The organism is Burkholderia sp. 3C (assembly GCF_054589155.1).
Window position 1 is genome coordinate 129842 of sequence record NZ_BAAILN010000030.1, and the last position, 18441, is coordinate 148282.

An 18441-nucleotide genomic window follows, 5' to 3' on the forward strand; every position below is an offset into this window, starting at 1 on the left:
TCAGGGCGTGCCGCTGGTGCTGCCGCCCGTGCCGCCGGTCGGGCGGTTGGCCGCCGTGCCGGCCGCGGCCACCGCCGCCAGCAGCGCCGCCGACGGCGTGCCGGCGCTGGTGAACGCGCCGGCCGCCTGCAACGCATCGAGATCGGCGTCGGCGCCCGGCTGGCCCGGCGTGAACGCCGTCGTCAGGAACGCCGAGGTCGACAGCGTGATGTTGAACATCGACTTCAGCACCGTCGCCACGCCGCCCTGCGCGGCGCTCAGGTTGCCGCTGTTGACCACCGCGCTCTGATAGGCCGTGTTCGACGCGAGGCCGCCGAGCAGGCCGTTCAGATCGGTGCCCAGTTCGGCCGCCAGGTAGACGAGCATCAGTTCGGTCAGCGGCGTCACGTTGAACGTGCCGCTGCCGTTCGCGAGCGAGTGCAGCGTGGCCGTGCCCGTGCTGCCCGTGATCGAGCACGGCCCGGAGAACGCGAAGCTCACCGTGAACGCGCCGGCGGACGTGGCCGTGCTCGCGCCGGTGCCCTGCACGCAGGCCACCGTGATCGATGCGTTCGCCATCGCCGCGCCCACCGCCGCGGTGCCGCTGATCTTGCCCGAGGCCGTGGTGGAGGTCGTGACCGGCCCGCCGCCGCCGCTGTCCCCGCCGCCGCCGCAAGCGGTCATCAGGGCCATCGCAACGACGCCCGGCCCCATCCACTGCGCGGCGCGCAGTTTCGTAACGCCTGTCTTCATCGTGGTTCTCCGTGTTCTCGTGAATCGTCGTGCCGACCACGGGCGGTGCGAAACGTCGGGATGACGGGTCGCACCGCACGCGGCTCGTGTGGTTTCAGGGTTGCGGCGCGACGGCGGCGGCCGTCGTCGTTGCGCTTGCGGCGTTGATGGCGTGGGTTGCGTTCGCGATGGCGACGAGCGCCAGCGGCTCCTGCGCGGGTGTCGTCTGCGTCTGCGTCTGCGTCTGCGTCTGCGGTGCGGCGGCCGGCGTCTTGCGCGTGGCCGCCGCATCGGGCGCGGCGTAGCGTTCGTAGGCGTCGCGCATGCGGTAGAGCTGGGTCGAGAAATACCCGGCGCTGAAACGGCCCTGATTGAGCAGCAACTGTTGCGTGTCGTAGCCGAAATCGAGGCTCTGCGTGCCGTCGGCCGCCAGGTAGTTAGTCGAGCCCACGCGCGTGCGGAAATTCAGATCGAACTGCGAGGTGCCGGCCACCTCGACGAGGCCCGGCTTCATGCCCTGACGCGGCGTGAGCGGCAGGCTGACCGACGCCCCGATGAACGAGCCGTGGCCGCTGTGCTGCGCCTGGAAGCTGAACGCGACGTCGTCGAACCAGCGCGTCGCCACCACCAGCGGCCCCTTGTCGCCGCCCACGTAGCGCGCCACGCCCGCCTCAATCCACAGCTTCCAGGCCGGCTGCACCCAGCGATAGGTCAGCGAGGCGTTCTTGACGTCCGGCAGCGCATCCTTGCCCGGCTCGCGGCGCAGGTAGGCCAGCTTCAGGCGCACCACGTCGGGCCGGCCCGGCACGAACGCCGTCGTCTCGTTCTCGACGCCGAGATATTGCAGATCGAACTTGCCCGCCGACGTGACGTTCAGCACGCGCGGCGCGATCCAGAAGCTCTGCGCGAGCGCGGCGTCGGCGATGCCGCCGCGCAGGCGGTAGGCGCTGTAGAAGCGGCCGTTGTCCATGTTGCGGCTGTTGGCGAGCGGCGCGATCGCGCTCGCGTAGAACTCCGCGCCGCGCCAGAGCGGCACGAACGCGCGCAGTTGCGCGCCGACCGAGTAGTCGAAGTTGCCGTAGTCGGTGCCGTACAGGTAGTGCGTGACCGGCGCGATCTCGAAGCGCACGTAGCTGTGGCGGCCCGTCCTGCCCGACCAGTCGACGCTGGCCGAATCGTAGGTCGGACGCATGCGCATCGCGAGCGACGCGCTTGCCGTGGTCGGCGCGCCACCGGCGAGGAACGCCGCGTACGCGCCGCGATCCACGCTCACCTCGGCCATCGCCGCGCCCGCCTTGCGGATCACCACGCGGATCGTGTCGATCTCGCCGCCCGCGTGGCGCGCCGCGATGCCGAGCGCGATGCCGAGCGCATCGGCTTCGTTCTGGTTGTAGCGGTGGTTTTCGTATTCGACCACCAGGTCGTGGCCGACGATGCCCGCGCGGCCGCGTTCGAGCCCGGCCTCGGACAGCGCATCGACGATCGCGTCGAGCGAAGTCGGCCCGCTCGCCACCGGCACGATCGCGCCGACCCGCTGCATCGTTGCGCGCGCATCCATTTCGTTCGTCGACGCGGGGTGCAGCGCGGACCATGCGATGGCCGGCAGCAGGAGTGGCGTGGCGGTGTTTGCCGAGGCCGGGCGGGCGTCCAGGCCCGAGGTTGCGCCCGCTGCGGCATGCGGTTCGGTGTCCGTCGATGCGGCGTTCGTCATCGCGGCGTTCGCGGCGGCGTTTGCGGCTGCGTTCGTGGCCGCGGCCTGCTGCGCATCGCACAACGCGCTCGCGCAATGGGCGGCGTCGAAGCGCTTGCCGAGCGGAATCTGGATGCCGACCGAGAACGCCGTGCGTTCGGCCACGCCGTGGGTCTGCTTCAGCGAGCGCATCAGCGTGGCGACCAGGCTCGCGTCGGCCAGCCAGCGGATGGCCGGCGAGTGATAGCGGATGCCCGCATAGGGTGTCTGCGAATCGTGTTCGACCAGCAGCGACAGGCCCGTGTGGAACACACTCAGCTCCGCGCCGCCGAACGCGCCGTCGAGCCGGTCGCCGCTGCCGTAGCCCACCGTGAACGTCGCCGGGCCGAGCGCCTGCGAGATCACGCCGTATTTCGCGCGAAAGAAATGCGTCTGGCCGCCGATGTCGTTGATGCCGAACGCGATGTCCGGCTGATAACGGAAGAACTTCGGCACCGCCACCTTGAGGTTCGCCATCAGGTGGCGTACCACGATCGACTCGGCACCCGGGAACACCGGCCGCACGTTGCCGGTGTAGTTCACCAGGCCGCCCGTCACCTCGACGTACGGCAGGATGCCGATGCCCGCCCACGCGACGTCCGACTTCGTGGCCGTGCGGCCGAAACGCGGGTCGATGTAATCGTTGTATTGCCCTTCGAACGTGCCTTGCGGCAGCGTGAAGCCGTACGGAATCACCAGCCCGCCGCTCGGCCCCAGCGCCGACAACGCCGGCTCCGCCGCCGTCGCGGCGCTCGCCGCGAACGCCTGGATCGCACCCAGCGCGAATACCCCAAGGCCGCTGCCGGCCCGCTTCTTTCGGTTTTTGTAGGTCATTGTTGTCGCTATCGTTGACGTGTGATCGCCGCTTCGCCGCCCCCCGCTCCCCGCCATCGAGCCCCCCCGGCGCGGCGGCAAATCGCACGCGTCCGCCCTGCATCCGGTGGACGGCTGCAAGGGAACCCGGCTCGATACCCGGTGAACCACGCCCGGCACCCGGACGTGGACGACATTCGCGCTGCACCGCACCGGCCGTACCGCGCCTGGCGTCGCTGCAGTCCTGCTGTCAGACCGTCGCTGCGGCGTCCATCCCCCTGCCACACACGCGACGCTGCAACGCAGCAAGAAGCGTTCCAAAATCGGAAGATTGCTTACAAATCGTCAATGCTGAAATTTTTCGTTTCCGAAAGAGGGTCGGACGGCGAGGGATTGCGAAAACGTGGACAAGCGCGAAGGTGCGCGGCGGGCGGGGATGTTCCGGTTACGTGACGTTCGGCGTGGGCGTTACGGGCGGGCGGGTGACATCGCGCGCGAGCGGCCGGTTTGCGCGCCGGAGCGGCGATGGGCGTGCGGCATAATGCTTGCCCACTCATCAGACGGAAGGCCGGGCCATGTCGACGCAAGCGATGCTGTATACGGAAATCGAAGGCAGCATCCGCGACAGCGGGAAGGTGAGCTTCGAGATCGGCGGCATTCCGATCACGTTCGATCTGGCGAACCGGCACGAGCGCTACTACGCCGCGTCGCTGCTGTTGAAGATTCGCTACCCGCAAGGCGACGTCGATCGCGCACTGTTCCAGCGCTTCGTGCAGGCCGGCGACCAGGTGCTCGACGCCGGCGCGAATATCGGCGTGACCGCGCTCGAACTGCTCGACACCGGCGCGCGCCGCGTGATCGCCGCCGAGCCGATCCCCGAGTTGTTCGCCCGGCTCGCCACCCTGCCGGCCGATCGCGTGGTGGCCGTGCCGCAGGCCGTGTCGTCAGCGCCCGGCTCGGCCACCATGACCGTGTCGCTCGCGCACAACCAGGGCTCGAGCCTGAAGGACGAAGTGCTGGCGCTGTTCCCGTATATCTTCGGCGACGCCCATCGCAAGATCGACGTGCCGACCATCACCATCGACGCGCTGCGCGCCGAACACGGCGCCTTCGACATCTGGAAGCTCGACATCGAGGGGGCGGAGGTCGATGCGCTGACCGGCGCGGCCGACACGCTTGCGCAGTGTCCGCCGCGGGTCGTCATCGCCGAGTTGTATGGTGAGTTGCGGCACGAATTCGCGGAGCGGTTGAAGGCGACGCATCCGTATGGATATCGGGCGTATCTGCGCAAGTCGGATTACGGGCTGGAACTCGTGGATGTGAGTGTGGAGCCGGGGGAGGATCACCATCACACCAGCCCGATGTTTGCGTTTTGCCGGGACGCGGCGGGTTGAGCCGCAGGGTTGGCTAGCGGCATGTGAAACGTGGTGCCGGCGCGCTTCGCCGGCCAGGATCGACGCCGGTTACTGATATGCCGCAAGCCCCGCCGCCCGGGCCGCGCCCGGTGGCCGTTTTACCCTCTGCCAAACGGCCTGCCCCGCGAACCGTCACCGCCCCCTGCTGGTAAACTCCACGACCAAAGCCACTTCAGCCTGTCAAATGAGCACGCAACCCACCGACGTAACCGCGAACCACACGCCCATGATGCAGCAGTACCTCCGCATCAAAAGCGAACACCCGGATACGCTCGTCTTCTACCGGATGGGCGATTTCTACGAGTTGTTCTACGACGACGCCGAGAAAGCCGCGCGCCTGCTCGACCTGACGCTGACGCAACGCGGCGCGTCGGCCGGCACGCCGATCCGAATGGCCGGCGTGCCGCATCACGCGCTCGAACAATATCTCGCGAAGCTCGTGAAATTCGGCGAATCGGTGGCGATCTGCGAACAGATCGGCGACCCGGCCACGTCGAAGGGGCCGGTCGAGCGCAAGGTGGTGCGCGTGGTCACGCCCGGCACGCTGACCGACGCGGCACTGCTGTCCGACAAGGCCGACGTGTTCCTGCTCGCGCTGAGCCTCGGCCACAACAAGCGCGGCGTGGTCACCAACGTCGGCCTCGCGTGGCTCAACCTGGCCAGCGGCGCGCTGCGCCTCGCGGAAATCGCGCCCGGCGAACTCGGCACCGCGCTCGAACGCATCCGCCCGGCCGAAATCCTCGCCGCCGATGCCGCCATCGAAGCCGTGCCGCCCGGCGCCGGCGCGGTCACGCGCGTGCCGGCCTGGCACTTCGACATCGCCTCGGGCACGCAGCGCCTGTGCAGCCAGCTCGACGTGGCGAGCCTCGAAGGCTTCGGCGCGCATTCGATGACGAGCGCCTGCGGCTCGGCCGGCGCGCTACTGCTCTACGCGGCGTCCACGCAGGGTCAGCAATTGCGCCACGTGCGCAGCCTCAAGGTCGAGACGGAATCCGAATACATCGGGCTCGACCCGGCCACGCGCCGCAATCTCGAACTGACCGAAACGCTGCGCGGCACCGAATCGCCCACGCTCTACTCGCTGCTCGACACCTGCTGCACAACGATGGGCAGCCGCCTGCTGCGCCACTGGCTGCATCACCCGCCGCGCGCCTCGGTGGCGGCGCAGGGCCGCCAGCAGGCGATCGGCGTGCTGCTCGAAGCCGTGGGCGACGCGAACCTCGAAACGCTGCGCGGCGCGCTGCGCCGGATCGCCGACGTCGAGCGCATCACCGGCCGCCTCGCGCTGCTGTCGGCGCGCCCGCGCGATCTGTCGAGCCTGCGCGACACGTTCGCCTCGCTGCCCGAGCTGCGCGCGCGCCTCACGCCGATCGCGCAACAGGCGGAGGCGCTGGCGCGCCTCGAAGCCGCGCTCGAACCGCCGGCTGGCTGCGCCGACCTGCTGACGCGCGCGATCGCCCCGGAGCCGTCGGCGATGGTGCGCGACGGCGGCGTGATCGCGCGCGGCTACGACGCCGATCTCGACGAGCTGCGCGACATCTCGGAAAACTGCGGCCAGTTCCTGATCGATCTCGAAGCGCGCGAGCGCACCCGCACCGGCATCGCGAACCTGCGCGTCGAGTTCAACAAGGTGCACGGCTTCTATATCGAAGTCACACGCGGCCAGACCGACAAGGTGCCCGACGACTACCGCCGCCGCCAGACACTGAAGAATGCCGAGCGCTACATCACGCCGGAACTGAAAACCTTCGAGGACAAGGCGCTGTCGGCGCAGGAACGTGCGCTGGCTCGCGAGCGCTCCCTCTACGACGCGCTGCTGCAGGCGCTGCTGCCGCATATCGAGGCGTGCCAGCGGGTGGCCGCCGCGCTCGCCGAGCTGGATCTGCTCGGCGCCTTCGCCGAACGCGCCCGCGCGCTCGACTGGGTCGCGCCGCGCTTTTCCGATGAAATCGGCATCGATATCGAACAGGGCCGCCACCCGGTGGTGGAAGCGCAGGTCGAGCAGTTCATCGCGAACGACTGCCGGCTCGGCAACGAGCGCAAGCTGCTGCTGATCACCGGCCCGAACATGGGCGGTAAATCGACCTTCATGCGTCAGACCGCGCTGATCGCGCTGATGGCCTATGTCGGCAGCTACGTGCCGGCGAAGTCGGCCTGCTTCGGCCCGATCGACCGGATCTTCACGCGCATCGGCGCGGCCGACGATCTGGCCGGCGGCCGCTCGACGTTCATGGTCGAGATGACCGAAGCCGCGGCGATCCTCAACGACGCCACGCCGCAAAGCCTGGTGCTGATGGACGAGATCGGCCGCGGCACCTCGACGTTCGACGGCCTCGCGCTGGCCTGGGCGATCGCACGCCACCTGCTCTCGCACAACGGCTGCTACACGCTGTTCGCCACCCACTACTTCGAGCTGACGCAACTGCCGGCCGAATTCCCGCATGCGGCAAACGTCCACCTGTCGGCCGTCGAGCACGGCCACGGCATCGTGTTCCTGCATGCGGTCAACGAAGGCCCGGCGAACCAGAGCTACGGCCTGCAGGTCGCGCAACTGGCCGGCGTGCCGCCCGCCGTGATCCGCGCCGCGCGCAAGCACCTCGCGCACCTCGAACAGCAGTCGGCCGGCCGGCCCACGCCGCAACTCGACCTGTTCGCCGCACCGGCACCGCTGTACGACGACGAATCCGATTACGACACGCCCGCCGTGCACGAAGCACCGCCGGCCGCGCCGCATCCGGCGCTCACGCGCCTGCGCGAGATCGAACCGGACAACCTCAAGCCGCGCGAGGCGCTCGATCTGCTCTACGAACTGCAAACCCTCGCCGCCCGGCAAGCGGACGATGACCTCGCGCACTGAAGCCCGGCCTGCGCACGGCCCGCGCCGCGCTCCTTGCCGGCACACGGCGGCGTGGCTGCTGCTGGCTGCCGCCGCGGCGTTCGCCAACCCGGTTGGTGCCGCGCCCGCGGCCGGCGCCGCGCATGTTGCCGAGCGCGGCTTCGCGTTCGCGGTGCTGTCCGGCATGATCAACAGCCCGGCCGACGACCCCGGCATGGCGCGCATGTTCGACGCGATTTCGCGCGATCGCGCGGTGGCGTTCGCGATCTACGACGGCAACCTCAAGGGTGTGCGCGAAGCGTGCCGCGACGGCGTGTACGACAACCGCTTCGCCATCCTCAAGGCCTCGCGCGTGCCGGTGTTCTACGTGCCGGGGCAATTCGACTGGGCGGTGTGCGCGCAAAAAGACAACGGCGGCTACGACGCGGTCGAGCGGCTCGACTATCTGCGCCAGACCTTCCTGTCGGATTCCGAATCGCTTGGCGCGACGCCGCAGCCCGTCACGCGCGAGAGCGAAGTCGCGCGCTTCCGCCCGTTCCGCGAGAACATCCGCTGGACCCAGGGCGATGCCGTCTTCGTCGCGCTGAACGCGCCGTCGCCGAACAACCGCTATCTGACAGCCGGCGGGCGCAACGGCGAGTTCGAAGATCGCGCCATCGCCAACGCATTCTGGATCGACCATGCGGCCGAATTCGCGAAGCGGCGCAATGCCCGCGCGCTGGTGATCGTGATCGAAGGCGATCCGCAGTTCGAGCGCTACGAACACGAGCGCTTTGCCTGGCTGCAACTGAGGACGCGCGCGCGCGACGGTTTTCTGGAATTCAAGCGCTCGCTCGTGAAGGCGGCCGCCACGTTTCGCGGCACGATCCTCGTGATCCATGCGGGCAGCGAGGCGCTGCGCGGCGGCTTCCGGATCGATCAGCCGTTGCACGACGAGAAAGGCGAGCGCATGGAGAACCTGACGCGCATCGCGATCGCGCCGCGCGAACGGCTCGTGCAATGGATCAAGATCACGATGAATCCGGTCGGACGGCCGATGTTCGGGGTGAGCCTGCAGGAAGTGCCGGCCAACCTGCCGGTGCCGCCCGCGCTGCCTGCCACGCCGCACGAGGACATCCCGTTGCCCGATATGCCGGAAATCCCGGCGCTGCCGGAATTGCCCGATCCGGCCTCCACCGTGGGCGGCGTATCGCCGCAACCGGCTTCGATCGGCGCGTCGCCCGGCACCGCGGCGAGCGGCGCGGGTCAGGCCATGCCGCCGCTCTACCCATCGGCACCAACGTCCAACGTGCCGGCATCGGCGCCGGGCAGCTACCGCTGAACGCAGCCCGGAAGGCCTGAGCCACGATGCCCCGAGGGCCGGGGCCAAGCGGATGCAAAAACGCGGGCCTCGGCCCGCGTTCGATCAGTGCAGCGTGTGGCCTTTCGGCGCCTCGCCTTCTTCGTCGTCATCGTCCTCGTCGACGATTTCCAGCCCTTCCGCGCCATGCGCGTGTTCGTGCTCGATTTCGTCTTCGGTGGCCGCACGCACATCCTTCACGCTCAGCGAGAAACGCAGCGCCATGCCGGCGAGCGGGTGATTGCCGTCGAGCACCACCTTGTCTTCGGCGACATCGGTGACGGTGTAGATCAGCGAATCGACTTCCTCGTCGCCATCTTCCGGCGTGCCTTCGAATTGCATGCCGACTTCGAGCGGCTCGGGGAAGCGGTCGCGCGCCTCGATCTTCACGAGCTCGGGATCGTATTCGCCGAACGCGTCTTGCGGTTCGAGCTGGACCTCCGCCTCGTAGCCGGCTTCCTGACCGTCGAGCTGTTCCTCGATCTTGGGGAACGTGCCATCATAGCCGCCGTGCAGATAGACCATCGGCTCGTCGCTTTCTTCAATCAGGTTGTCTTGCGCATCCGACAGCTTGTAAGCGACCGATACGACGGTGTTTTTTGCGATTTTCATCCAGATCTCCCAATTTCAAGCCGCATTATACCGATGTCTCAACGGTCCGAAACCGAAGCGCACAGCCCGTCCGATGCCCCCCGCCCCGACCAGCCGACGCCGCTGCTCGGCAACCTGACACCGTCGCAATTCATGCGCAGCTACTGGCAGAAAAAGCCGCTGCTGATCCGCCAGGCGATACCCGGCATCGTGCCGCCGATCACGCGCGACGCGCTGTTCGAGCTGGCCGCCGACATGGATATCGAATCGCGGCTCATCACCCATTTTCGTAACAGATGGCAACTGGATCACGGCCCGTTCGAGGCACGTGCGCTGCCCTCGGTGAACAAGCGCGAATGGACCCTGCTGCTGCAAGGCGCGGACCTGCACGACGATGCCGCGCGCGCCCTGCTCGAACGCTTTCGCTTCGTGCCCGATGCGCGCCTCGACGACCTGATGATTTCGTATGCGACGGACGGCGGCGGCGTCGGTCCGCACTTCGATTCCTACGACGTGTTTTTGCTGCAGGTGCATGGCAAGCGACGCTGGCGCATCGGCGCGCAAACCGACCTGAGCCTGCGCGAGGATCTGCCGCTTAAAGTGCTCGAGCATTTCGAGCCGACCGAGGAGTGGGTGCTGGAGCCGGGCGACATGCTTTACCTGCCGCCGCATATCGCCCACGACGGCATCGCCGAGGGCGAGTGCATGACCTGCTCGATCGGCTTCCGTGCCCCGTCCACCGGGGAATTGACGAGCCAGTTCCTGTATTACCTCGCCGAGCGCGGCGCGCTGCGTCAAGGCGCGCGCGCCGGCGCGCTGTATCGCGATCCGCGGCAACCGGCCGTCGATCGTCCGGCGCAATTGCCGGCCACGATGGTGGAGAAAGTGGAAGCGGTGCTGAACGGCATTCGCTGGACGCCGCGCGAGATCGAATCGTTCCTCGGCAGCTACCTCAGCGAACCCAAATCGAACGTGGTATTCGACACCCCTGATGACCCGCTCGAAGAGGACGATTTCTCGACTGAAGCAGGCCGCCGGGGTATTCGCCTCGACAGAAAGGCGGCGTTGATGTATAACGCGCGCTCGTACTTCATTAATGGCGAAGAAAATCCGCTCGCCGGCACCGCAAAATGGCTGCCGGAATTGGCCGATCGACGCTGTTTGGGGGCGAAACGCTTTGTAACACACTCCCGCCACCCGCTCATGACAGCGTTGCTCCACGAGTGGTATTGTGCGGGCTGGATCAAACTGGGATAAGTGCTGTACGCTTGCCCCGGCATGACATCCCATATTGGATGAAACCTGTATGGGAAAGACAACGTATTGACCCCGCATTTGTCGACGGTCGATAGGAAAGTGCATATAATTTCCGCCCAAGCCGTAGGGAAGATTCACGCTCTGGCAGTGCGTCCAGCGCGTCTCCACCAGCGGCCCGAGTCGGTGTTGGAGCACATTACCGGTATTGTTTCGCGCTGTTGCTTACCTTTAACCATAAAAGGACGTGATCATGAAGAAATCCCTCCTCGTAGCTTCCCTGTTGGCCGCTGTTGCTCTTGCTGCTTGCAACAAGAGCTCGGACCAAGCTGCTTCGTCGGCTGCTAGCGACGCATCGGCAGCAGCTTCGGCTGCTTCGTCGGCTGCTGTTGCTGCTTCGGACGCAGCTTCGAGCACGGCTGCTGCTGCGAGCGACGCTGCATCGGCTGCTGCTGCTCCGGCTTCGGACGCAGGCGCATCGGCTGCTGCTCCGGCTTCGGGCGCAAGCAACTAAGCAAGACTCAGCTCACGCTGATACGAAAAACCGGCCCTGGTGGCCGGTTTTTTTATGCCCGCTCGCGATTCCATCGCGACAAGCGGGCACTCCCCTGCGGCACATGTGTGCTCGCTCCCCTACCCCACGTCCAGCCAGCCGAAACCGTCGTCCTGCGACGCGACCGTCACGTCATCCCGCGCGCAATCGAGCACGGCCGAGAATGCGGCCTGCGCCAGCTCGGGAAGGTTGTTCTGCTGGCTCAGGTGCGCAGCCACCAGATGCCGCAAGCGCGAGCGATCCAGCGAGGCCAGGATCTCGGCCGCCGCGGCGTTGCTGAGGTGCCCGTGCGGGCCGCTGATGCGCGCCTTCAGCGAGGCCGGATAGCGGCCCTTGGCCAGCATCTCGACATCGTGGTTGGCTTCGAGCACGAGCGCGTCGCAGCCGTTCAGGGCACTGCAGAGATGCGGCGTGGACATGCCCGCATCGGTCAGCACGCCGAGCCGTGCACTGCCATTGGAAAACACGAACTGAAGCGGCTCACGCGCATCGTGCGGAACCGTATAGGGATGGATTTCGAGATCGCCGATGGCAGCTGTGTCGTCGCCCCACATCACATGGAGATCGACGTCGGCGCTATCGGCGCCGACCGCGCGTGCGGTGCCCCAGCTCATGTACAGCGGGATGCCGAAACGCCGCGCCATGGTCAGCGCGCCGCCGATGTGATCGCTGTGCTCGTGCGTGATCAGGATCGCGTCGAGCTCCCCCGAGGCGAGCCCGACCCGCACCAAGCGGCGATCGATTTCTTTCGCTGAAAAACCGCAGTCGAGCAGGACGCGTGTGGTGGTGGTGCCCGACGATGCCTCGACAACGAGCGCGTTACCCTCGCTGCCGCTGCCGAGGCTTGTGACTCTCACGCGCTCAGTTCAGTTGCGTGTGGAGCAGCGTGATGATGCGCTGCGCGTCGGTCGAATTGTCGGCCTGGCCGTTTGCATCGACGACGGCCACCTGCGTCTTCGCGTCGCCGGTGGCACGCACGCTGACGAAGTATTCCTTGCCCTGCTTGGCGGCCTTGGCGTGGCCGTAGAACAGCTTGCCGAGCAGGCCGTCGCCCTTCAGCTCGTCGGCCGAATTCGCGTAGCGGACCATGTACACGCCCTTGGCGCGATCGCGGTTGTCGACGGCGAAGTTGGTGCGATCGAGCGCGAGGCCCACGCGCAGCCAGGCGCGATCGACGGATTCGGCCAGATCGAGCGTGGCCGCGCCGGAGCTGTCGACCACGGTGGCCGGCGCCGTGGCGGAGCGCGCGTCGGTCAGCAGCTGCTTGGCCTGGGCATCGGTCAAGCCGAACTTCTCCATCAGCTTGGCCAGGAACACCGCTTCGAGCACCGGGTTGCGCGGACGCTCGACCCAGCGCGACGAATCGCCGCCCTGCGGCCCCGTCAGCACTTCTTCCATCGCGCTGTGCGTGATCGAGATGTCGGTCGTGCCGTTGCCGCCACGCGTGACGAGCGTGCGGAAGCTGTCGCGCGTGCCCGACGAATAGGCGAAGTCGATCACGCGGCCGATGCTGCGGCGGAACCAGTCGTCCGGAATGTTGGCGCGATTCTCGGCCCAATCGGTGCTGAGGATGCCGGTTTGCGGCGCGTCGGTTTTCAGGGCGAAGCCGTTGTCGGCCCAGAATTCCTTCAGTTGCGGCCACAGCTGTTCCGGCGTGCGGCCATCGACCACGAGCCAGCGGCGATCGCCATCGCGCTCGATGTGCATGCCGTACGGGTCCTGCGCGCTCGGCTGCCCTTCCGTGGAATTGCCCGCGGCCGTCACGGCGCGCTGCGGCAGCGAACCGAGGCCCGCATTGGTCGGCGGCGCGACGTAGGACGGGCTGACCGGCACGGCCGTCAGATCCTTCGGCACGGCCAGCGGCGGCGCCGAGCCGGTCGACTTGTAGTTGACACGGTCGGGCGCGAAATAATCGTTCAGCGTGTCGCAACCGGCCAGCGCGCCAAGCGCAAGCGCCACCACGGACGCCTGGACGGCGCGAGAGGAAAAGGCGAAATGTTTCATGAAATCCTTCGTCTTGCTAAACGCGTGACACGCGCAATGCCGGCGGGCCGGGGTGAAATCGGGTGGGTCGGGAAGCACGGACGGCCGCGGGCGCGGCCATCCGGATCGGTCAAACGATGCCGGCTTCGCGCAGCGCGCCGCGCACGACATCGTGGAAGCGCTCGTCGAGCGGCGTCAGCGGCAGGCGGATGCCGCCGCGAATCTTGCCCATTTCCTGCAGCGCCCATTTCGCGGGAATCGGGTTCGCCTCGGCAAACAGGTGCTTGTGCAGCGACAGCAGCTTCATATGGATTTCACGCGCGGTTTTCGCGTCGCCGGCGATCGCGGCGCGACACAGCTCGCTCATCGCGCGCGGCGCGACGTTGGCCGTGACCGAGATGTTGCCGTGGCCGCCGAGCAGCATCAGCGCGATCGCGGTGGGATCGTCGCCGCTGTAGATGCCGAAGCCCTGCGGCGCGGCCTTGATCAGGTGCGCGGCGCGCTCGAGGTTGCCGGTGGCGTCCTTCACGCCGACGATGCCCGGCACCTCGGCGCAACGCAGGATGGTTTCATTGGCCATGTCGGCCACCGTGCGGCCCGGCACGTTGTACAGGATCACCGGCAGGTCGACCGCCTCGGCGATCGCACGGAAATGGCGATAGATGCCTTCCTGCGTCGGCTTGTTGTAGTACGGCACCACCTGCAGCGTGGCGTCGGCGCCGACCGACTTGGCCTGGCGCGACAGCTCGATCGCCTCGGCCGTGGAATTGCCGCCCGCGCCCGCGATGATCGGGATGCGCTTGGCGGCGTGCTCCACCGCCGTCTTGACCGTCTGGATGTGCTCGTCGACCGACAGCGTGGCCGATTCGCCGCTCGTGCCGACCACCACCAGTGCATCGGTGCCTTCTTCGATATGCCAGTCGACCAGCTTGCGGAAGGCCGGCAGATCGAGGCTGCCGTCTTCGAGCATCGGGGTCACGATCGCGGGCATGCTGCCGCGGAATTGAATGCCGTCTTGGGTGCCGTTAGCCATGAAACGCAATGAAAGTAAACTCAATAAACGTCGATTGTAGCGGATTACCCGAGCAGTCCGTAACGCGGGAATCCCTCCCCTTGATCGCGCACCGCGCAGATCCGCTGGACGAAGGCGGGCCGCCCCTGGTCCGTGAAGCCGTCCTCGAAACCGATCACGCGCAACTCGCCGCGTACCGCGTCGAGCAATTCGCCCGGCGTGAGCAGGAATGCGGGATTGGACGGCTTTCCGAGCGTTTCGTTGCCGCGCGCGAAAGTTTCGTAGAGCAGGATGCCGCCCGGTGCCACCGACGCCACCAGGCGCGGCAGCAGCGGGCGATGCAGGTAGTTCGTGACGACCACCGCCGCGAAGCGCGCATCGCCGGCCAGCGGCCACGGCGCACCTTCGAGATCGGCCGCGCGCGCCTCGACGCCGCCGATGCCGGCCAGCGCATCGAGCGCCACCGGATCGCGGTCGAGCGCGAGCACCGGATGGCCGCGCCCGGCGAACCAGCGCGCATGCCGGCCCTGCCCAGCCGCCACGTCGAGCACCGCGCCGCCGGGCGGCACCAGGTGCGACCAGGCGGCGACCCAGCGCGACGGCGCGCCGGCCGCGTGCGGCTCGGCGGTGCCTGCGTGGGCAGCCGGCGGGATCGGCGTGGTGGTGGTCATGCCGCGGCTCAGTTGTAGGACAGGCCCATTGCGTCGCGCACGTCGCGCATCGTCTCGACCGCGTGCTTGCGCGCCTTGTCGCAACCGTCCGCGACGATCGCGCGCAGCAGCGACGGATCGTCCATGTATTTCTGCGCACGCTCCAGCATCGGCTGCTGTTCGCGCAGGATGCCGTCGACCACCGGCTGCTTGCAGTCGAGACAGCCGATGCCGGCCGTCTTGCAGCCCTGCTTCACCCATTCGCGCGTCGAATCGTCCGAATAGACGAGATGGAATTGCCAGACCGGGCACTTGTCCGGATCGCCCGGATCGGTGCGGCGCACGCGCGCCGGATCGGTCGGCATGGTGCGGACCTTCTTCGTGATGGTTTCGGCATCTTCGCGCAGGCCGATCGTGTTGCCGTAGGACTTCGACATCTTGCCGCCATCGAGGCCCGGCATGCGCGAGGCCTCGGTCAGCAGCGCCTGCGGCTCGACCAGGATGATCTTGCGCGAGCCTTCGAGATAGCCGAACAGGCGTTCGCGGTCGCTCATCGACAGGCTTTGCGATTCCTGCAGCATCGCGCGCGCTTGTTCGAGCGCCTCGTCGTCGCCTTCCTGCTGGTAGGCGTTGCGCAGCTCGCGGTACAGCTTGGCGCGCTTGCCGCCGAGCTTCTTGGCGGCTTCCAGCGCCTTTTCCTCGAAATCCGCCTCGCGGCCATACAGGTAGTTGAAGCGGCGCGCGATTTCGCGCGTCATCTCGACGTGCGGCACCTGGTCCTCGCCCACCGGCACCAGCGAACCGCGATACAGCAGGATGTCGGCCGCCATCAGCACCGGGTAACCGAGGAAGCCGTAGGTGGAAAGATCCTTGTCCTTGAGCTTCTCGATCTGTTCCTTGTAGGTCGGCACGCGTTCGAGCCAGCCGAGCGGCGTGCTCATGCCGAGCAACAGCGCCAGCTCCGCATGCTCGGGCACCTTGCTCTGGATGAACAGCGTCGCCTGGGTCGGATCGATGCCGGACGCGATCCAGTCGATCAGCACTTCCCAGACGTTCTTTTCGATGACCTCGGGCGTTTCGTAGTGCGTGGTCAGCGCGTGCCAGTCCACCACGCAGAAGAAGCACGGATACTCGGACTGCAGCTTCACCCAGTTCTTCAGCACGCCATGGTAATGGCCGAGGTGAAGCGACCCGGTGGGACGCATGCCGGAAAAGATACGATCGGGGAACATGTTTGTGTTTTAGAAAAGCGATGCAATGGGAGACAGGATGGCCCGCACGATGCTGTAGCCGATGCCGACGCCGGGCTGCAGCCAGTACTTCGACAGCACGCCGGTCATGAGCAGCAGCAGCACGATGATGAAGCCGTAAGGCTCGACCCTCGAAAGCGCGATCGATTGCTTGGGCGGCAGCAGCGCCGACAACACGCGCCCGCCGTCGAGCGGCGGCAGCGGAAACAGGTTCAGCACGCACAGCACGAGGTTCACGCCCACGCCGGCGCCGGCCATGCGCGTGAAGAACGCCTCGTCGACGTCGCCGGCGGCCAGGCCGACCGCGACCAGGCCCCAGATCAGCGCCTGCACGAAATTGCAGGCCGGGCCGGCGGCCGACACCCACAGGCTGCCCCAGCGCGGGTTGCGCAGGTTGCGGAACGCGACCGGTACCGGCTTGGCATAGCCGAACAGGAAGGCCCCGCTCGTCAGGAAATACAGCGCGATCGGCATCACGATGGTGCCGATCGGATCGATGTGGCGCGCGGGATTGAACGAAACGCGGCCGAGCGCATAGGCGGTGTTGTCGCCGAGCAGGCGGGCGGCGTAGCCGTGTGCGGCCTCGTGCAGCGTGATCGCGAAGATCACGGGCAAGGCGTAGACGACGATCGTCTGAATCAGGTTGTCCATAGCGCGATATTGTAACAAGCGGAAAATGACGGACGCGGAAAACCGGCGGCGCGCCGCTGCGTTCGGGTCGGAGTCAGGCGTTGGCGCTCAGGCCGAACGGTTCGAGCGCGCCGCGGCCGGCTCGCACCAGCACCGGCTCGTCGCCGCTCAGGTCGATCACAGTGGACGGCTCGCGCGGGCATGCGCCGCCGTCGATCACCAGATCGACCTGCTTCTCCAGGCGTTCGCGAATTTCCTCGGGATCGTTGAGCGGCTCGTCGTCGGACGGCAGGATCAGCGTGGTGCCGAGCAGCGGCTGACCGAGCGCCTCCAGCAGCGCCAGGGTGATCGCGTGATCGGGCACGCGCAGGCCGATGGTCTTGCGCGACGGATGCGACAGCCGGCGCGGCACTTCCTTGGTGGCCTGCAGCACGAACACGTACGGGCCGGGCGTGACCGACTTGATCAGCCGGTACTGGTGGTTGTCGACCATCGCGAAATTGGCCAGCTCCGACAGGTCGCGCACCAGCAGCGACAGCAGTTGCTTGTCGTCGAGGCCGCGGATGCGGCGCACACGCTCCACGGCGGTCTTGTCGTCGAGATGGCAGGCCAGCGCGTAGCTCGAATCGGTCGGCATCGCGATCACGCCGCCCTGCCTGACGATCTCGGCCGCCTGGCGCACCAGCCGCGGCTGCGGGTTTTCCGGGTGAATCCTGAAGAACTGGGACATGGACTGTGTGGGGAGTGGATCGTCGGCCCGTGCGTGCGTTGCGCGTTGGGGGGCCAGGCCGCGCCAGGATGCGCGCGGCAGCGGGGGTCAAAGCCAGCGTTCCCAGACCGGTTTCAGGTCCGGCGGCAGTGGCGGCAGGCTGCCAAGCTCGATCACGCTCTCGCCCGGCGCATGGAAATCGGAACCGCGCGACGCCTCGAAGCCGTAGCGGCGCGCCACGTCGGCATATTCGCGATATTGGTCGGGCGTGTGGCTGCCCGTGACGACCTCGATCGCCCGCCCGCCCAGATCGATGAATTCGCCGAACAGCGCGCCGAATTCCACCGGCGTGAACGCATAGCGGCCCGGGTGAGCGATCACGGCCTCGCCACCCGCCTGCTGGATCCAGCCGACCGCGTCCGACAACTTGGCCCAGCGGTGCGGCACGCAGCCAGGCTTGCCGTCGCCGAGATAGCGCGCGAATACGTCTGACGTGGACGCGGCATAGCCGGCCTCGACCAGATAACGCGCGAAGTGGGTGCGGGAAATCAGTTCGGGATTCGACACGAAGCGCAGCGCGCCTTCGTAGGCGCCCGGAATGCCGATCTCGGCGAGCCGCTCGCTCATTTCCTGCGCGCGCGCCGCACGGCCGTTGCGGGTGCGATACAGCCCGTCGACGAGCGCCGGATGGGCCGGATCGATATTGAGCCCGACGATATGCACCGTGCGTGACGCCCACGTGACCGAAATCTCCACGCCGCACAGGTAGCGCATGCCGAGCGCCTGGGCCGCCTCGCGCGCCACCGCCTGGCCGCCGATCTCGTCGTGATCGGTCAGCGCCCACAGCGTCACGCCCGCCGCGTGCGCGCGCTGCGCGACCTCGGCAGGTGTCAACTGGCCGTCGGAGACGTTGGAATGGCAGTGCAGATCGGCGTTCATCGTCGGAATCGGGTACATGCAGGCATT

The 18441-nt window shown here is 67.5% G+C and carries 16 protein-coding genes; 4 read left to right on the forward strand and 12 right to left on the reverse strand.

The window, feature by feature from the left end; translation table 11 throughout:
* Positions 1-732 carry a carboxypeptidase regulatory-like domain-containing protein gene (locus ACYP33_RS04665; RefSeq protein ID WP_459620028.1) on the reverse strand — a complete coding sequence of 244 codons (732 nt, stop codon included), beginning with the start codon at positions 730-732 and terminating at the stop codon, positions 1-3.
* A gap of 94 nt (positions 733-826) precedes the next feature.
* Positions 827-3274: a YjbH domain-containing protein gene (locus ACYP33_RS04670; protein ID WP_459620030.1), complete on the reverse strand. Its 2448-nt coding sequence runs from the start codon at positions 3272-3274 to the stop codon at positions 827-829.
* A gap of 554 nt (positions 3275-3828) precedes the next feature.
* On the opposite strand from ACYP33_RS04670, the gene ACYP33_RS04675 reads away from it, so the two are divergent.
* The 3 genes from ACYP33_RS04675 to ACYP33_RS04685 all read left to right on the forward strand — a co-directional run bounded on the left by ACYP33_RS04675 (position 3829) and on the right by ACYP33_RS04685 (position 8825).
* Positions 3829-4647 (forward strand): FkbM family methyltransferase, encoded by an 819-nt coding sequence (locus tag ACYP33_RS04675; RefSeq protein ID WP_414451532.1) that lies wholly within the window; start codon positions 3829-3831, stop codon positions 4645-4647.
* Between the two features lie 205 nt (positions 4648-4852).
* The gene (gene mutS, locus ACYP33_RS04680; RefSeq protein ID WP_459620032.1) at positions 4853-7525 is read left to right on the forward strand and encodes a DNA mismatch repair protein MutS; all 2673 of its coding nucleotides are present in this window, start codon (positions 4853-4855) and stop codon (positions 7523-7525) included.
* Positions 7509-8825 (forward strand): hypothetical protein, encoded by a 1317-nt coding sequence (locus ACYP33_RS04685; RefSeq protein ID WP_459620034.1) that lies wholly within the window; start codon positions 7509-7511, stop codon positions 8823-8825. The genes mutS and ACYP33_RS04685 overlap by 17 nt, the downstream gene beginning before the upstream one ends.
* Positions 8826-8909: 84 nt before the next feature.
* Here the strand turns inward: ACYP33_RS04685 and ACYP33_RS04690 are convergent, their stop codons facing one another.
* Entirely contained in the window at positions 8910-9455 is a 546-nt protein-coding gene (locus ACYP33_RS04690) for an FKBP-type peptidyl-prolyl cis-trans isomerase (RefSeq protein WP_414442486.1), read from the reverse strand.
* Positions 9456-9488: 33 nt separating this feature from the next.
* Between ACYP33_RS04690 and ACYP33_RS04695 the strand changes: the two genes are divergently transcribed.
* Positions 9489-10691 carry a JmjC domain-containing protein gene (locus ACYP33_RS04695; protein WP_459620179.1) on the forward strand — a complete coding sequence of 401 codons (1203 nt, stop codon included), beginning with the start codon at positions 9489-9491 and terminating at the stop codon, positions 10689-10691.
* 341 nt (positions 10692-11032) lie between these two features.
* Here ACYP33_RS04695 and ACYP33_RS04700 read toward each other — a convergent pair whose 3' ends face one another.
* The 9 genes from ACYP33_RS04700 to ACYP33_RS04740 all read right to left on the reverse strand — a co-directional run bounded on the left by ACYP33_RS04700 (position 11033) and on the right by ACYP33_RS04740 (position 18414).
* Entirely contained in the window at positions 11033-11167 is a 135-nt protein-coding gene (locus tag ACYP33_RS04700; RefSeq protein ID WP_414442487.1) for a hypothetical protein, read from the reverse strand.
* Positions 11168-11321: 154 nt separating this feature from the next.
* A complete protein-coding gene (locus ACYP33_RS04705) occupies positions 11322-12098 on the reverse strand; it encodes an MBL fold metallo-hydrolase (RefSeq protein WP_414442488.1) in 777 nt (258 codons plus the stop codon).
* A gap of 4 nt (positions 12099-12102) precedes the next feature.
* Positions 12103-13245, reverse strand: coding sequence for an outer membrane protein assembly factor BamC (gene bamC / locus ACYP33_RS04710; protein ID WP_414451474.1), 1143 nt, complete (start codon positions 13243-13245; stop codon positions 12103-12105).
* A gap of 109 nt (positions 13246-13354) precedes the next feature.
* Positions 13355-14257 carry a 4-hydroxy-tetrahydrodipicolinate synthase gene (dapA, locus tag ACYP33_RS04715; RefSeq protein ID WP_414451473.1) on the reverse strand — a complete coding sequence of 301 codons (903 nt, stop codon included), beginning with the start codon at positions 14255-14257 and terminating at the stop codon, positions 13355-13357.
* A gap of 44 nt (positions 14258-14301) precedes the next feature.
* Complete coding sequence (locus ACYP33_RS04720) at positions 14302-14907, reverse strand: class I SAM-dependent methyltransferase (protein ID WP_414451472.1); 606 nt, start codon at positions 14905-14907, stop codon at positions 14302-14304.
* A gap of 8 nt (positions 14908-14915) precedes the next feature.
* The gene (locus ACYP33_RS04725) at positions 14916-16118 is read right to left on the reverse strand and encodes a tryptophan--tRNA ligase (RefSeq protein WP_414442492.1); all 1203 of its coding nucleotides are present in this window, start codon (positions 16116-16118) and stop codon (positions 14916-14918) included.
* Between the two features lie 9 nt (positions 16119-16127).
* The gene (locus ACYP33_RS04730) at positions 16128-16787 is read right to left on the reverse strand and encodes a site-2 protease family protein (RefSeq protein ID WP_414451471.1); all 660 of its coding nucleotides are present in this window, start codon (positions 16785-16787) and stop codon (positions 16128-16130) included.
* 73 nt (positions 16788-16860) lie between these two features.
* On the reverse strand, positions 16861-17496 hold the full coding sequence (locus ACYP33_RS04735; RefSeq protein WP_414442494.1) for an L-threonylcarbamoyladenylate synthase: 636 nt from the start codon (positions 17494-17496) through the stop codon (positions 16861-16863).
* 87 nt (positions 17497-17583) lie between these two features.
* Positions 17584-18414 carry a 3',5'-nucleoside bisphosphate phosphatase gene (locus ACYP33_RS04740; RefSeq protein WP_459620181.1) on the reverse strand — a complete coding sequence of 277 codons (831 nt, stop codon included), beginning with the start codon at positions 18412-18414 and terminating at the stop codon, positions 17584-17586.
* Positions 18415-18441: the final 27 nt, after the last annotated feature.

Excerpts from the sequence above, each read along its gene's own strand:
- ACYP33_RS04665 (WP_459620028.1), bottom strand. The coding sequence starts at position 732 with ATGAAGACAGGCGTTACGAAACTGCGCGCCGCGCAGTGGATGGGGCCG.
- ACYP33_RS04670 (WP_459620030.1), bottom strand. The coding sequence starts at position 3,274 with ATGACCTACAAAAACCGAAAGAAGCGGGCCGGCAGCGGCCTTGGGGTA.
- ACYP33_RS04675 (WP_414451532.1), top strand. The coding sequence starts at position 3,829 with ATGTCGACGCAAGCGATGCTGTATACGGAAATCGAAGGCAGCATCCGC.
- mutS (WP_459620032.1), top strand. The coding sequence starts at position 4,853 with ATGAGCACGCAACCCACCGACGTAACCGCGAACCACACGCCCATGATG.
- ACYP33_RS04685 (WP_459620034.1), top strand. The coding sequence starts at position 7,509 with ATGACCTCGCGCACTGAAGCCCGGCCTGCGCACGGCCCGCGCCGCGCT.
- ACYP33_RS04690 (WP_414442486.1), bottom strand. The coding sequence starts at position 9,455 with ATGAAAATCGCAAAAAACACCGTCGTATCGGTCGCTTACAAGCTGTCG.
- ACYP33_RS04695 (WP_459620179.1), top strand. The coding sequence starts at position 9,489 with ATGTCTCAACGGTCCGAAACCGAAGCGCACAGCCCGTCCGATGCCCCC.
- ACYP33_RS04700 (WP_414442487.1), bottom strand. The coding sequence starts at position 11,167 with ATGCGCCTGCGTCCGAAGCCGGAGCAGCAGCAGCCGATGCAGCGTCGC.
- bamC (WP_414451474.1), bottom strand. The coding sequence starts at position 13,245 with ATGAAACATTTCGCCTTTTCCTCTCGCGCCGTCCAGGCGTCCGTGGTG.
- dapA (WP_414451473.1), bottom strand. The coding sequence starts at position 14,257 with ATGGCTAACGGCACCCAAGACGGCATTCAATTCCGCGGCAGCATGCCC.
- ACYP33_RS04720 (WP_414451472.1), bottom strand. The coding sequence starts at position 14,907 with ATGACCACCACCACGCCGATCCCGCCGGCTGCCCACGCAGGCACCGCC.
- ACYP33_RS04725 (WP_414442492.1), bottom strand. The coding sequence starts at position 16,118 with ATGTTCCCCGATCGTATCTTTTCCGGCATGCGTCCCACCGGGTCGCTT.
- ACYP33_RS04730 (WP_414451471.1), bottom strand. The coding sequence starts at position 16,787 with ATGGACAACCTGATTCAGACGATCGTCGTCTACGCCTTGCCCGTGATC.
- ACYP33_RS04735 (WP_414442494.1), bottom strand. The coding sequence starts at position 17,496 with ATGTCCCAGTTCTTCAGGATTCACCCGGAAAACCCGCAGCCGCGGCTG.
- ACYP33_RS04740 (WP_459620181.1), bottom strand. The coding sequence starts at position 18,414 with ATGAACGCCGATCTGCACTGCCATTCCAACGTCTCCGACGGCCAGTTG.